This is a genomic window from Pseudomonas sp. C9, from assembly GCF_002000165.1.
Lineage (GTDB): Bacteria > Pseudomonadota > Gammaproteobacteria > Pseudomonadales > Pseudomonadaceae > Aquipseudomonas.
In genome coordinates, this window is the sequence record NZ_MPAK01000001.1 from 4,696,256 (window position 1) to 4,709,057 (window position 12,802).

Sequence of the window (12,802 nt, forward strand, 5' to 3'; positions counted from 1 at the left end):
TGGCGTGCCGTTAAAGCCTTTAACCACGCCAACAAAACCAAAAGAGTGAACCGTCATGCGCATGAGCCTGAAGGCTAAAGTCCTGTCCCTTGCCGTTCTCCCGGTGTTGCTCTTTGCCTTGGTTATCAGCCTGACCACGCTTTTCGTCCTCCAGGAACAGGCGCACAAGGAAGTCGAAGAAACCCGTCAGCGCCTGCTCAACGATGCCAAGGCCACGCTGCAAAGCTACGTTGCCGTGGCCATGACCACGATCAAACCGCTCTACGACGCGGCCGCCCCCGGTGATGATGCCGCGCGGGCGCAGGTGATCAAGTTGCTGTCGAGCATCACCTACGGCAAGGAAGGCTACTTCTTTGGCTACGACTCCAACACCGTGCGCCTGTTCAAGGCCAACAGCCCCGAAGGCGTGGGCCAGAGCTTCAAGGACAACCGCGACCCGAACGGCGTCTACGTCAACCGCGACCTGGTGAAAGTCGCCAAGGACGGTACTCACTACCTGCAATATAGCTCGCCGCTGCCCGGCAATACCCAGGTGCTGGTGCCTAAACTCGGCTACACCGAATACCTGTCGAAGTGGGACATGGCGGTGGGCACGTCGGTCAACCTCGATGGCATCGAAGCGCAAGTCGCGCTGGTGGAGGCCAAAGTCCAGGAACGCATGGAAGGCGTGGTGCTGAGCATTGTCGGGATTGCCGCGGTGCTGCTGTTGGTGATTGCGGCGGTCGGCCTGCTGCTGGCCAACACCATTCTGCGTCCACTGAACCTGATGAAAGCCAACCTCGATGACATCGCGGCGGGTGAGGGCGACCTGACGCGTCGCTTGTCCATCACCAGCCAGGATGAACTCGGTGAACTGGCCGGCTCGTTCAACCGTTTTGTCGACAAGATCCACAGCCTGGTGCGCCAGATCACCGAAATGACCTCGCAACTGACCGGTCTGGTGAATCAGGTCTCCGACCAGGCCCAGCGTTCGGACCAGGCCATGGAGCGTCAGCGCCATGAGACCGATCAGGTCGCGACGGCGATCAACGAAATGTCGGCGGCGGCTCAGGAAGTGGCCAAAAGTGCGCAAAACGCAGCCGTGGCTGCGCAGCAAACTGACGAGGAAGGCCAGGCCGCCAAGCGTGTGGTGGCCGGCAGTATCGTGAAGATTCATGCGTTGGTGGACGACATCCGCAGCAGCGGTGTGTCGTTGGACAGCCTGCAAAAAGACGTGTCGTCGATTGTCAGCGTCCTCGGTGTGATCCGTTCGATTGCCGACCAAACCAACTTGCTGGCACTCAACGCCGCCATCGAAGCGGCCCGTGCCGGCGAAGCGGGGCGCGGGTTTGCGGTGGTGGCCGATGAAGTTCGCGCGCTGGCCAGTCGTACGCAAATCAGCACCCAGGAAATCCAGGGCATGATCGACCGCTTGCAGGCCGGGACCCAATCGGCGGTGGAAGCCATGCGCCGTTCCAGCGAAGCCGGCGACGGCACGTCCGCGCAGGCCAACGAGGCGGGCGCCTCACTGGACACCATGGCGCAGTTGATCGGCACCATCAACTCGATGAACGCACAGATCGCCAGCGCCGCTGAAGAACAAACCGCAGTGGCCGAAGAGATCAACCGCAGCGTGCATCAGATCGCGGTCGCCGTGGACAATGTGGCGGATGAAACGCAACTCGGTGCGCAGACTTCGCGCAGCCTGGCTGACCTCGGCCAGCGCCTTGGCAAACTGGTCGGCCAGTTCCGTATCTGAGCCGTTAAGCATTCTTTGTAGCAGCTGGCGCAGCCTGCGTTCGGCTGCGAAGCAGTCGTAAACCTTGAGTGCGAGGTCTTCCTGAAACACCGCATCGACTGATTTCACGACTGCTGCGCAGCCGAACGCAGGCTGCGCCAGCTGCTACAGATTTATGTTGATGCTACGGTCTGTCCCAATACGGCACAGCCCCAAAGCATTCAACAAAGAAATCAATCACCGTCCGCACCTTCACCGACAACCGTCGGCTGCCCGGCCACAACACCGCAATCTGCTGCGGCTCCAGGCTGTTGGATACCTGAAAGTCCCCCAGCACCGGCACCAGCGTGCCTTCGCGCACTGCCTCGCCAATCAACCATGACGGAAACATCACCAACCCCAACCCTTGTTCGGCGGCTTGAACCAGGGTGTCAGCGTGATTGCCGGTGATCGGCCCTTTGACCGAGTAGGGCGTCCAGTCCTGCTGATCCTTGCGGAAAAACCAGCGTTGCAGGCCTGTCGCGCCTTTGTAGGCCAGGCATTGATGCGCTGCGAGGTCTTCAGGGCGTTGCGGCGTGCCGTGGCGTTCGAGGTAGGCCGGGCTGGCGGCGACTTGAAAGCGGTGCGGCGCGAGGATCCGTGCCTGCATGCTGGAGTCGTGCAGCGGGCCGATGCGAAACAGCAGGTCGGCGCCTTCTTGCAGCGGGTCGATGTAGTGGTCGGTTTGCTGGATATCCAGTTGCAACTTGGGATAGCGCTCGCACAATTGTCCCAGCCACGGCGTCAGGTGCCGTTGGCCGAACACCACCGGGGCGTTGATCCGCACCAGTCCGCTCGGTTCGCTTTGCTGTTCCTGCAAGGCTTGCTCGGCTTCCTCCAGTTGCACCAGCACCAGTCGCGCATGATGACCGAGCATGCGCCCGGCTTCGGTGGGCGTTACGGCGCGGGTGTGGCGGTAGAGCAATTGCTGGCTCAGGGCTTGTTCCATTAGCTGGATCTGCCGGGAAATCGAAGAGGGCGCCAGGCCTTCGCGCCGCGCCACTTCGGAAAAACTGCCATGGTCGAGCACCGCGACAAACAGCCGAAGTGCCTTGAATCCGAGTTCGTTGAGAGCGTGCATGTTCGTCCTGCTGTGCGAGTTGCGCAAAAGTGTTGTCAGGATGCTCCCATTTATCGCAAAGCTCTGCCACTGGATAATGCCGGCCATTGTTTCTACAGGCAGGTTTCCCTTATGCAAGCGTCTTCAATTGACACCGCGGTCACACCCGCGACCAAACCAGGGCTGCGGCTATTGCTGTTGCCGCTGGTGATCCTCGCCGGCATGGGCCTTTCCGTGGAGGCCGGGCTGCTTGGGCCGCTCGGGGTTCAGGTCGGGCATTTGTGGGCGACGTTGAGCATCTTCGGGGTCGGTTCGGCGATTCTGTTTTTGCTGCTGTTGTTCAGCGGCCCGCAACAAGGCCCCGCGTTGAACACCTTGCCGCGCTGGCAGTTGATCGGTGGCTTTCTCGGGCCGATCTATGTGGTGGTGCTGACCCTGGCCACGCCGCACATCGGCATTGCGATGACCATGATCGCGATCCTCTGCGGGCAGGTCGGCAAAAGCGTACTGATCGACCACTTCGGCTGGTTCGGCGCCGCCCGCAAAAAGGTCAACGGTGAACGCTGGCTGGCGTTGCTGTTGATTGTCGTGGCACTTGTTCTGATCGCTCGGGGTTGATGATGAATCTGATTATTTTGTTGGCCGTAATCGTGGCGGCCGGTGCGGTGTTGAGTGTGCAGGCGGCGATCAATGGCCGTCTGGGCGAAACGGTTGGCGTGTTGCGCAGCAGTTTGCTGACCTTCGTGGTGGGGGCAGTGGTTACCGGACTGCTGATCCTGTTTTTCGAACCGGCGCAGGCCGTGAGCTTGCTGGACGTGCCGAAGTGGCAACTCAGTGGCGCGCTGTTTGGGGTGGTGTACATGATGGTCATGGTCGGCGCGGTGCCAAGGGTCGGTACGGCGGTGGCGACTGTGGCGGTGATTGTCGGGCAACTGGGCATGGGCATGTTGATCGACAATTTCGGCTGGCTGGGTAATCCGGCCATCGACCTGTCGAACAGCCGGATCGTGGCGATGGTGTGTCTGGGACTGGCGTTGGTGTTCATGTATCGCAGCAGCAAGCGGCAGGCCTGACGCAAACTCCTACACTGGTAAGACGGGCCGCGCGTGCGGCACCCCGACGACCACACCAATGGAGTCTGACTCATGATCAGCAGTGACAGTATCTGCGATTGTCCCAAATGCTCGTGCAAGCTGGGCGAGCATCCGATAGCGCGCCACGGTAAACACTATTGCTGTGAAGCCTGTGCCAAGCACCATGAACATGGCGAAGAGTGTTCCCACAAGGAATGTAAGTGTGCTCATGCCAAATAGCGCAAGTCTGTTCAGATAACGTTGTGGCGCGGGAGCAAGCTCCCTCGCCACAGGGTGTTCATGCATTTCATCGTTAACTCGCTGGCCGCCAGGTCACGTTCTCGACGCCGAACTTCTCTGCCATCGGCTTGCTGGTCTTTTGCACCTTCTCCCGGCCGAAACGCGGGATCCGGCCCACCCCGGCGTCGCAGCTCGCCCAATGCCAGGCCTCCGCGTTGTCCATCTTGTCCAGGCGGATGATGAATGACTTGGGGGCGCCATGAAGGGTGTATTCAATGACGAAAAGTTTTGCGTTGTTCATAAAGCCCGTATTCCTCCCGGTGGTAATAGAGGGATCGTCGGTGTCGCGGAAAATTCAGTTGGATTGTCAGGTGGCGGCGACCAGTGGCGAGCAGACGTTGGGCTGGTTACCATGCAATGTCTCAATACCCCAATGAATGCTGCCCATGGCCCTTGCCGCACCCCCCGACCTGAGTGATACCGATGTGCCTGTGCAACCACTGGCACGTACCTATCCGCGCGGCTTGTTCATCGAGCCACACGAGCATGTCTGGGGCCAGTTGCTGTATGCGATGAGCGGGGTGATGTGGGTCGAAACGCCCCATGAGGCGCTGGTCGTGCCGCCGCAACGGGCGGTGTGGCTGCCACCGGGCGTGCCCCATGGGATTCGCGTGGTCTCGGACTTGCAGATGCGCAATATCTACTTGCGGCCGGCACTGGCGGCGACGCTGGACGAAACCGTTCAGGTGATCGAGGTTGGCGGCTTGCTGCGCGAGCTGATCGTCGGGTTGGTGGAGCAGGGCGACAACGGCGCGCCCGAGTATTACGAGGCGCTGGTCGGCCTTGCACTGCTGGAACTCAGGCGCGCCAAGCGCTCCGAGTTGAAAATCCCGATGCCGGATGATTCCGACCGACGCCTGATCAACCTCTGTCAGGCCGTCATGGCCGCGCCATCGCTGGACATCTCTTTTGAACAACACGCCGAAAGCGCCGGTGCCAGCGTGCGCACCCTGGCGCGCTTGTTCAAGGACGGTCTGGGCATGGGGTTCGCCGAGTGGCGGCGACAGGTGCAACTGGCGACAGCCGTGGCCGAGCTGATTCAGGGTGTGCCGGTCAGTGCCATTGCGCGCGAATTGGGCTATTCGCCGAGCAGTTTCAGCGACATGTTCCGCCGGGAACTGGGCATTGCACCCTCACAATTTTCCAGCCATCACCAAACCCTGTAGCAGCTGGCGAAGCCTGCGTCCGGCGGCGAAGCAGTCGTAGAACCTACTAGCACGGTATTACTGAACGACCGCGTTGCCTGATTTTACGACTGCTTCGCCGCCGGACGCAGGCTTCGCCAGCTGCTACACGTCGTCTTGTATTCGGCATTAGTGCTTTGGCCGGAAAGCAGAAGCACTTGGCCGATGCCCGGCGCAACCTGCCATTAGACTCTGGCCTATCTTAATAGCCCACGGAGTCAGCCATGAGCTACCTCATCTCACTGGCCATCGGTCTGGGCGTCGGTTTGCTCTACGGCGCACTGGATTTTCGTTCCCCCGCACCGCCGGCTATCGCGCTGGTCGGGCTGCTCGGCATGCTGGCCGGTGAAAAGTTGTGGCCCATGGGGCGGCAACTGGTCGCTGGCTGGATCTCCTGAACCGTTTATTTACTCGATGGAAACGCTCATGAAAGCATTGCAGTTCGACAAAACCGGCGACCTCTCGGCCCTGCGCTACGTTGACGTGCCCACGCCGGTACCCGGCGCCGATGAAGTGCTGGTGCAGATCAAGGCCGCGGGCCTCAACCCCAGCGACGTGAAAAATGTGCTGGGGCGTTTTCCCTACACCACGTTGCCACGGATTCCCGGTCGGGATTTTGCCGGTGTCGTGGTTGAAGGTCCGCAGGCGTTGATTGGTCAGGACGTCTGGGGCACCGGGCGTGAGCTGGGGTTCTTTGCCGATGGCTCCCATGCGCAATTCGTCAAACTGCCGGCCAACGGTGTCGCGCTCAAACCGACCCACCTGAGTTTTGCCCAGGCCGCCAGCCTCGGCGTGCCGTACACCACGGCCTGGGATGCGTTGGAGCGCAGCCTGGTGACGGCGCAAACGCGATTGTTGGTGATCGGCGGCGGCGCGGTGGGCAGCGCGGCGTTGGCGCTGGCCAAGGTGCGCGGAGCTCAGGTGCTGGCGGCGGCGCGGCGACCGGAGCAGGTCAAGGAATTGCAGGCTCAGGGCTATCAAACCCTGCAACTGGATAATCCGGAAGACCTGGGCGCTCAGGTGAACACCGTGTACAGCGGCGGCGCTGACGTGATCTTCGACACCACCGGGTTCTGGCTGCCGGCCTCAGTCCCGGCACTGGCGACGTTCGGTCGTATCGCCATCATCGCCGCACCGGTGGACGGCATGGTGCAATTGCCGGCGCTGGCGCTGTATCGCAAGGGTGGCTCGGTGGTCGGGATCAACTCATTGTTGTACGGGGTTCAGGCGTGCGCGGCGATGCTCGATCAGTTCGGCAAGTTTTTCGATCAGGGGTTGTTGCCATTGCCCGAGGGCTTGTTTGAATCACCGCTGTCCCAAGGCCTGGAGCGGTATTCAGAAGTGAATCAGGGCAGTGGCGACAAAGTGATCCTGTTGCCGTAACGGTGATCGTTCCCACGCTCTGCGTGGGAATGCAGCCCGGGACGCTCCGCGTCACTAGTCGAACGCGGGAGCGTCCGTTGAGGCATTCGGAACGATCACCAGACACAATGCTAGAATCGCTCGCACTGACTTCCCAAGGTGCCTCCCATGAGCGAGCCGATTCGTCTGACCCAATACAGCCACGGCGCAGGTTGCGGCTGCAAGATTTCCCCCCAGGTGCTGGAGGTGATTCTGGCCGGCAGCGGGGCACAGAACCTCGACCCCAAACTCTGGGTCGGCAACGCCTCGCGCGATGACGCGGCGGTGTACGCCATTGATGAAGAACGCGGCGTAGTCTCGACCACTGACTTCTTCATGCCCATCGTCGACGACCCGTTCGATTTCGGCCGCATCGCCGCCACCAATGCCATCAGCGACATCTACGCCATGGGCGGCGACCCACTGATGGCGATTGCGATCCTCGGCTGGCCGGTCAATGTGCTGGCGCCGGAGATTGCCCGGGAAGTGATTCGCGGTGGCCGTTCGGTCTGCGATGAAGCCGGGATTCCACTGGCCGGTGGGCACTCCATCGATGCGCCGGAGCCGATCTTCGGCCTGGCCGTGACCGGGCTCGTGGAAAAGCGCCACATGAAGCGCAATGACACGGCCACCGCCGGCTGCCTGCTTTACCTGACCAAGCCGCTGGGCATCGGCATCCTCACCACCGCCGAGAAGAAGGGCAAGTTGCGTACCGCCGATATCGGCCTGGCCCGCGACTGGATGTGCACCCTGAACAAACCCGGCAGCCGTTTCGGCAAGCTCGACGGCGTGACCGCCATGACCGACGTCACCGGGTTTGGCCTGCTGGGGCACCTGGTGGAAATGGCTGACGGCAGCCACCTGACTGCCCGCATCGAATACGACCGCGTGCCGCGCCTGCCAGGGGTTGAGTATTACCTCGACCAAGGCTGCGTACCGGGCGGGACGCTGCGCAACTTCGACAGTTATGCCAGCAAACTGGGGCGGCTTCAGGAAATGCACAAACGCGTGTTGTGTGATCCGCAGACCAGCGGTGGCCTGCTGATTGCGGTCACGCCCGAGGGCAACGAACAGTTCCTGGCAGTGGCGGCCGAGCTGGGCCTGAGCCTTGAGCCGATCGGCGAACTGGTTGAGCGACAGACACACGCGGTTGAGGTGTTTTGATGTCGATCGACTTCACCGATTACCGCGACATCTTTCTCAACGACCGGCCGATGATGGATGCCCGCGCGCCGGTGGAGTTCAGCAAGGGTTCATTCCCGGGGGTGGTCAACCTGCCGCTGATGAATGACAGCGAACGCCAGCGCATCGGCACCTGTTACAAGCAGCACGGGCAGCAAGCGGCCATTACGCTGGGGCATCAACTGGTGTCCGGCGAGATCAAGGCTGAACGCATCCAGGCCTGGGCCGATTTCGCCCGGGCGCATCCCGAGGGCTATTTGTATTGTTTTCGCGGCGGCTTGCGTTCGCAGATCGTCCAGCAATGGCTCAAGGACGAAGCCGGCATTGACTATCCCCGGGTCGGTGGCGGCTACAAGGCCATGCGCACGTTCCTCCTCGACACGCTCGATCAGGCGGTGACCCAGTGCGATTTCGTCTTGCTGGGCGGCATGACCGGCACCGGCAAGACCGAAGTGCTGACGCAGTTGAGCAACGGGCTGGACCTTGAAGGCCACGCCAATCATCGCGGCTCCAGCTTCGGCAAGCGCGCGACCGGGCAGCCGTCCAACATTGATTTTGAAAACCGTCTGGCGGTGGATGTCCTGAAAAAACGTGCCCACGGCATCGAGCAGTTTGTGCTGGAAGACGAGAGCCGGGCGGTCGGCAGTTGCGCATTGCCGTTGCCGCTGTATCAGGGCATGCAGCAATTTCCGATGGTCTGGCTGGAAGACAGCCTCGAAGGGCGTGTCGAACGGATATTGCGCGACTACGTGGTGGACCTGTGTGCCGAGTTCATCGGCGTGCATGGCGATGAAGGGTTTGCGTTGTTTTGCGCACGTTTGCTGGAAAGCCTGAACAATGTCCAGAAACGCCTGGGCGGCGAACGCCATCGCCGGATGTTGATATTGATGGAAGAAGCCTTGGCCGAGCAGGGCCGAAGCGGTGCAGTGGATTTGCACCGAGGCTGGATTGAAGGGTTGCTTCGTGAGTATTACGACCCGATGTATGCGTTTCAGCGGGAGAAGAAAGGCGCGCGGATCGAGTTTGCTGGGGAGAGGGTAGCGGTACTCGAATACCTGCGCGAGCGAGTCAATCAGCAAGGTTGAGGTTGTAGTGACTGGCCCCAATCGCGGGCAAGCCCGCTCCCACATTGAATCTTCAGTGAACACAGATTGTGTGTACTTCCGAGATCCACTAATGAAATGGCTACCCCCGCTGCCCCCTGTGATCGCCCACTAAGCTTTCACAGGGGGCTCATCGGAGATCATTGCCATGAACAACGTAGCTATTGCCGCCATCGACCTCGGAAAACACTCCTTTCATCTGCATGCCCAAGATGATCGCGGCCACGAGGTTCACCGCAAAAAGTTTACGCGGGCAGCGCTCACCCAATATCTGGCGAAACTGGAGCCCTGCACCGTCGTGTACCCCCGCTGCCCCCTGTGATCGCCCACTAAGCTTTCACAGGGGGCTCATCGGAGATCATTGCCATGAACAACGTAGCTATTGCCGCCATCGACCTCGGAAAACACTCCTTTCATCTGCATGCCCAAGATGATCGCGGCCACGAGGTTCACCGCAAAAAGTTTACGCGGGCAGCGCTCACCCAATATCTGGCGAAACTGGAGCCCTGCACCGTCGTGATGGAAGCCTGTGGCGGYGCCCAYTTCATGGCRCAGGARGTCGCCAARCTGGGGCATACGCCCAAGCTYATTGCKCCWCATCTSGTRCGCCCTTACGTGAAAAGCAACAAGAACGACTTCGCTGATGCCGAAGCGATCTGCGAGGCGGCGTCTCGCCCCACGATGCGCTTCGTGCCCCCCAAAACCCAGGCTCAGCAGGCGCTGGCGATGCTCAACTCCACCCGCGATGCCTTCATCAAAGACCGTACCGCCACCGTCAATCGGATTCACGCCGCCCTGCTGGAGGTGGGTATCAGCCTGGCTCCCGGCTTCAAATCCATCAAAGAACTTCCAGCGTTGCTTGAGATGAGTTCATTTTCCGGCTCCATCAAAAAAATYCTGATGGGGCTGCATGAGCACTTCAACTATCTGGATGGGAAGGTCAAAGCGCTGGACAAGGAGGTGGAATGCCGGGCCGCTGAAGATGATCTGGCGGCTCGTTTGATGACCATGCCGTGTGTCGGCCCGCGATCGGGCTGGTACCCAAACAGCACGGCACGGGCGACAARAYCGTGTTGCTGGGCATCAGCAAGCGCGGCGATCGAAATCAGAGGCGCCTGCTCATCCAGTGCGCCCGTGTGTACTTGATACAGCTGGAACGACAGAAAGGTGCCCTGGCGGACTGGGTCCGCCAACTATTAGCCACTCGCCACCACTCCAATCTCGTGGTCTGCGCGCTGGCCAACAAGCTGGCAAGAATCGCYTGGGCGATAGCCGCACACCACACTGAATTCGATGCGGGGCCAGCCGCGATGAACGCCTGACCCCGCTGTCACCCGAGCACCACCCACCTGGTTTTGCGATGCTGGATAACTGATGACGTGAACGGCCAACCGGCCTGACGACAACCCTGAGCTCCTACACGGCTGTAAGGCCGTTCMACTAATTAGGGTCGTTGGGCATCGATTCTCATYGAGGCGCGGGGTGACAGCCCCACTCAGACGCCGGATAGATGAAAGCAAGCCAAACACGACATCAAAAACAGTATTGCAGAAAAGGGGGTAACCATAGATGTAGGAGCGAGCCGCTCGCGAAGGCGATCTGACCGGTGTTACAAAACCTAGAGCAACGCCGCCCCGATCAACCCGCTGATCACACCAATTGCCATGGTCATCAGCGCCACGCTCACCAGCACCCGCGCATCGAAATCCTTGCGCAGCATCAGCAGCGACGGCAGGCTGATGCTCGGCAGGGTCATCAGCAATGCCACGGCCGGGGCGGTGCTCATGCCCAACGTCATCATGGTTTGCACGATAGGGATTTCTGCTGCGGTAGGAATCACAAACAACGTACCGATGATTGCCAGCGGCACCAGCCACAGCAGGCCGTTGGCCATGGCCCCGTCAATGTGCGGGAACACCCAGACCCGCACCGCGCCCAGCACCAGGACTGCCAGAATATAGATCGGGATGGTGCTCCAGAACAAACTCCACAGGGTTTTGGCCCAGCGTGTCAGGAATGGTTGGGTATCTTTTTCGCTGACTTCGGCCACTGCCTCGACGGCGGCTTCAGGCAGTGTTTCCGGGCCGCTGATGCGTTGAGCGATCATCGACACCCCGAACACCAGCACAATCCCGGCGACCAATCGCAACGCGGTGAACCCCCAGCCCAGCACGAACCCCATGAACACCAGTGTCGCGGGGTTGAGCACCGGGTTGCCGATCCAGAAGGCCAGCGCTGCGCCGACCGAGACATTCGAGCGACGCATGCTCGCGGCCACCGGGGCGGCGCAGCACGAGCACATCATCCCCGGCAGGGCGAACAGGCCGCCACGCAAGGTTGAAGCGAAGCTGGCGCGACCGAACAGGCGCAGCAGCCAGTCTCGTGGAATCAGGACTTGCAGGAGGGAGCCGAGAATCACGGCCAGCACGGCGGCTTTCCAGATCGCCAGGAAGTACACCTTCGCGTACGTCAGCGCGGCGGCCAGCGGGGCGGTCTGTTCGTCATTGAGGATGGAGGCGCCGATGCTGTGATTGTCAGCGGCGATGAAGGCTTTCAGGTAGTAAGGCGACCACTTGACGTAATAGAGGCCGATACAGGCGACCAGGACGAAAAGGGCAGGTTTCCACCAGAACGACCAACCCCGGGCGGGGACAACTGCGGATGAGAGTGACATGGAGAGAGTCCAGACAAGGGGAAGTTGCATACATGATAGCCCGCCCCTTGGCTGTCGTGGTCTTCACCGGCTGTGGGATGTTGCCGACCGCTTAGGTCGGACAAGTCTGCGACCCGTTATCCAGCCCTTGTTTGTAGCTGTGACTGACGAGGCTGGCCTTGCCGTTTTGCCAGGTCAACGTGAGTACGAACACCGAATCGTAGTCGCTGGACGCCCAGTCTTCGGTGATGCTCTGCTTCTTGCCGACGGCGTCTCCAGCGACCTTGTTGATCAACTCTGGCAGGTAGCCATGGGACCAGGCGGTGTAGATGATGGAGTTGTGGTACTTGTCGTGCAGCAATTCTTCGGCGAGGTCGCTGGTGTCGTTGGCCGAAAATGAGATGTTCACCGGCAAACCGAGCTTGATCGCGCTGGGGCTGATGGTCATCAGTGGACGGATATAGCTGTAGGAGTTGTCCAGTTCACCTTCCTCGACATTGCGCGTCGGGTTGGCGGCAAACACGTAGTTGGCCTTGCCGAACTTTTCCGGCAACAAGGTGGCCAGGTCGATGGCGCGGTTGAGGCCCTGGCAATTGAGCTGGCCCAGACCGCCGGCGGGTTTCTCTGCGTGACGCAGGAACACCAGCGTCTGGGTGCCGTCCGCCGGTTGGGCACGGCTTTCGCGGGACTCCAGCAACAAAAACACTGCGCATGCCGCCAGCAGCACCGGCAGAACAATAAACGCACGGTGCTTGAAGCGTTTAGCGAATTTAAAAAGTTTGGTCATTGGTATAAGTGATCTTCAGCGCATTCGGTTAAGGCTGACAAACCTTTACACCACGAGCTCCCAGCTTCGAGTGTTTTCCATGTCGTTGAGTCGGTCCGAGTCCGAAAGGGCATTGCTCAGAGTCCTCCGATGCCCATTTGGTTCGCGTCCGGTGGTTGCGCAGCACTGTATCGACAACCTTGAGCGGGTTGCAGCGAAGGTTATCGACAAGATGTTGCGAATTTGTGGACACCCTACACCTTGAGGCTCGGGCAAAGGCTGAGATCTTTCGATCGTGTTCATCAATGGTTTTGATAACGCGAA

At 60.5% G+C, this 12,802-nt stretch carries 13 protein-coding genes and 3 pseudogenes; 12 read left to right on the top strand and 4 right to left on the bottom strand.

What is annotated here, in order from left to right; genetic code table 11:
* Positions 1-61 precede the first annotated feature (61 nt).
* Together BMS17_RS31025 and BMS17_RS31030 are read left to right on the top strand one after the other, a co-directional pair.
* Positions 62-832, top strand: a pseudogene (locus BMS17_RS31025) (cache domain-containing protein); the annotation flags it as partial.
* A 315-nt stretch (positions 833-1,147) separates the two neighbouring features.
* Positions 1,148-1,738 (top strand): annotated as a pseudogene (locus BMS17_RS31030) (methyl-accepting chemotaxis protein); the annotation flags it as partial.
* Between the two features lie 163 nt (positions 1,739-1,901).
* Here BMS17_RS31030 and BMS17_RS21965 read toward each other — a convergent pair.
* A complete protein-coding gene (locus BMS17_RS21965) occupies positions 1,902-2,837 on the bottom strand; it encodes a LysR family transcriptional regulator (protein WP_077431750.1) in 936 nt (311 codons plus the stop codon).
* Between the two features lie 111 nt (positions 2,838-2,948).
* Between BMS17_RS21965 and BMS17_RS21970 the strand changes: the two genes are divergently transcribed.
* The 3 genes from BMS17_RS21970 to BMS17_RS21980 all read left to right on the top strand — a co-directional run bounded on the left by BMS17_RS21970 (position 2,949) and on the right by BMS17_RS21980 (position 4,129).
* Positions 2,949-3,434, top strand: a complete 486-nt coding sequence (locus BMS17_RS21970) for a DMT family transporter (RefSeq protein ID WP_077431751.1) — start codon at positions 2,949-2,951, stop codon at positions 3,432-3,434.
* Positions 3,434-3,889, top strand: coding sequence for a DMT family transporter (locus tag BMS17_RS21975; protein WP_046032743.1), 456 nt, complete (start codon positions 3,434-3,436; stop codon positions 3,887-3,889). Before BMS17_RS21970 ends, BMS17_RS21975 begins: the two co-directional genes overlap by 1 nt.
* A gap of 72 nt (positions 3,890-3,961) precedes the next feature.
* Positions 3,962-4,129 (top strand): metallothionein, encoded by a 168-nt coding sequence (locus BMS17_RS21980; protein WP_077431752.1) that lies wholly within the window; start codon positions 3,962-3,964, stop codon positions 4,127-4,129.
* 73 nt (positions 4,130-4,202) lie between these two features.
* On the opposite strand, the gene BMS17_RS21985 is transcribed toward BMS17_RS21980, so the two are convergent.
* On the bottom strand, positions 4,203-4,430 hold the full coding sequence (locus BMS17_RS21985; protein ID WP_046032745.1) for a DUF6555 family protein: 228 nt from the start codon (positions 4,428-4,430) through the stop codon (positions 4,203-4,205).
* A 145-nt stretch (positions 4,431-4,575) separates the two neighbouring features.
* Between BMS17_RS21985 and BMS17_RS21990 the strand changes: the two genes are divergently transcribed.
* From BMS17_RS21990 to BMS17_RS22015, 7 genes and pseudogenes are all read left to right on the top strand, one after another.
* Positions 4,576-5,355, top strand: coding sequence for a helix-turn-helix domain-containing protein (locus BMS17_RS21990; protein WP_175648986.1), 780 nt, complete (start codon positions 4,576-4,578; stop codon positions 5,353-5,355).
* A gap of 242 nt (positions 5,356-5,597) precedes the next feature.
* The gene (locus tag BMS17_RS21995; RefSeq protein ID WP_077431753.1) at positions 5,598-5,771 is read left to right on the top strand and encodes a DUF1427 family protein; all 174 of its coding nucleotides are present in this window, start codon (positions 5,598-5,600) and stop codon (positions 5,769-5,771) included.
* A gap of 28 nt (positions 5,772-5,799) precedes the next feature.
* The gene (locus BMS17_RS22000; RefSeq protein WP_046032747.1) at positions 5,800-6,756 is read left to right on the top strand and encodes a zinc-binding alcohol dehydrogenase family protein; all 957 of its coding nucleotides are present in this window, start codon (positions 5,800-5,802) and stop codon (positions 6,754-6,756) included.
* A 147-nt stretch (positions 6,757-6,903) separates the two neighbouring features.
* Positions 6,904-7,938, top strand: a complete 1,035-nt coding sequence (selD, locus tag BMS17_RS22005; protein ID WP_046032748.1) for a selenide, water dikinase SelD — start codon at positions 6,904-6,906, stop codon at positions 7,936-7,938.
* On the top strand, positions 7,938-9,041 hold the full coding sequence (gene mnmH, locus BMS17_RS22010; protein WP_046032749.1) for a tRNA 2-selenouridine(34) synthase MnmH: 1,104 nt from the start codon (positions 7,938-7,940) through the stop codon (positions 9,039-9,041). Before selD ends, mnmH begins: the two co-directional genes overlap by 1 nt.
* A 166-nt stretch (positions 9,042-9,207) precedes the next feature.
* Positions 9,208-9,381 (top strand): hypothetical protein, encoded by a 174-nt coding sequence (locus BMS17_RS30055; RefSeq protein WP_371916704.1) that lies wholly within the window; start codon positions 9,208-9,210, stop codon positions 9,379-9,381.
* 44 nt (positions 9,382-9,425) lie between these two features.
* Positions 9,426-10,381, top strand: a pseudogene (locus BMS17_RS22015) (IS110 family transposase).
* A 296-nt stretch (positions 10,382-10,677) separates the two neighbouring features.
* Here BMS17_RS22015 and BMS17_RS22020 read toward each other — a convergent pair.
* Positions 10,678-11,733: a permease gene (locus tag BMS17_RS22020; RefSeq protein ID WP_046032613.1), complete on the bottom strand. Its 1,056-nt coding sequence runs from the start codon at positions 11,731-11,733 to the stop codon at positions 10,678-10,680.
* Between the two features lie 91 nt (positions 11,734-11,824).
* Positions 11,825-12,499, bottom strand: a complete 675-nt coding sequence (locus BMS17_RS22025) for a histidine phosphatase family protein (RefSeq protein WP_077431754.1) — start codon at positions 12,497-12,499, stop codon at positions 11,825-11,827.
* Between the last annotated feature and the right edge of the window lie 303 nt (positions 12,500-12,802).

Excerpts from the sequence above, each read along its gene's own strand:
- selD (WP_046032748.1), top strand. The coding sequence starts at position 6,904 with ATGAGCGAGCCGATTCGTCTGACCCAATACAGCCACGGCGCAGGTTGC.
- BMS17_RS21995 (WP_077431753.1), top strand. The coding sequence starts at position 5,598 with ATGAGCTACCTCATCTCACTGGCCATCGGTCTGGGCGTCGGTTTGCTC.
- BMS17_RS21970 (WP_077431751.1), top strand. The coding sequence starts at position 2,949 with ATGCAAGCGTCTTCAATTGACACCGCGGTCACACCCGCGACCAAACCA.
- BMS17_RS21985 (WP_046032745.1), bottom strand. The coding sequence starts at position 4,430 with ATGAACAACGCAAAACTTTTCGTCATTGAATACACCCTTCATGGCGCC.
- BMS17_RS30055 (WP_371916704.1), top strand. The coding sequence starts at position 9,208 with ATGAACAACGTAGCTATTGCCGCCATCGACCTCGGAAAACACTCCTTT.
- BMS17_RS21980 (WP_077431752.1), top strand. The coding sequence starts at position 3,962 with ATGATCAGCAGTGACAGTATCTGCGATTGTCCCAAATGCTCGTGCAAG.
- BMS17_RS22020 (WP_046032613.1), bottom strand. The coding sequence starts at position 11,733 with ATGTCACTCTCATCCGCAGTTGTCCCCGCCCGGGGTTGGTCGTTCTGG.
- BMS17_RS21975 (WP_046032743.1), top strand. The coding sequence starts at position 3,434 with ATGATGAATCTGATTATTTTGTTGGCCGTAATCGTGGCGGCCGGTGCG.
- BMS17_RS21965 (WP_077431750.1), bottom strand. The coding sequence starts at position 2,837 with ATGCACGCTCTCAACGAACTCGGATTCAAGGCACTTCGGCTGTTTGTC.
- BMS17_RS21990 (WP_175648986.1), top strand. The coding sequence starts at position 4,576 with ATGGCCCTTGCCGCACCCCCCGACCTGAGTGATACCGATGTGCCTGTG.
- mnmH (WP_046032749.1), top strand. The coding sequence starts at position 7,938 with ATGTCGATCGACTTCACCGATTACCGCGACATCTTTCTCAACGACCGG.
- BMS17_RS22000 (WP_046032747.1), top strand. The coding sequence starts at position 5,800 with ATGAAAGCATTGCAGTTCGACAAAACCGGCGACCTCTCGGCCCTGCGC.
- BMS17_RS22025 (WP_077431754.1), bottom strand. The coding sequence starts at position 12,499 with ATGACCAAACTTTTTAAATTCGCTAAACGCTTCAAGCACCGTGCGTTT.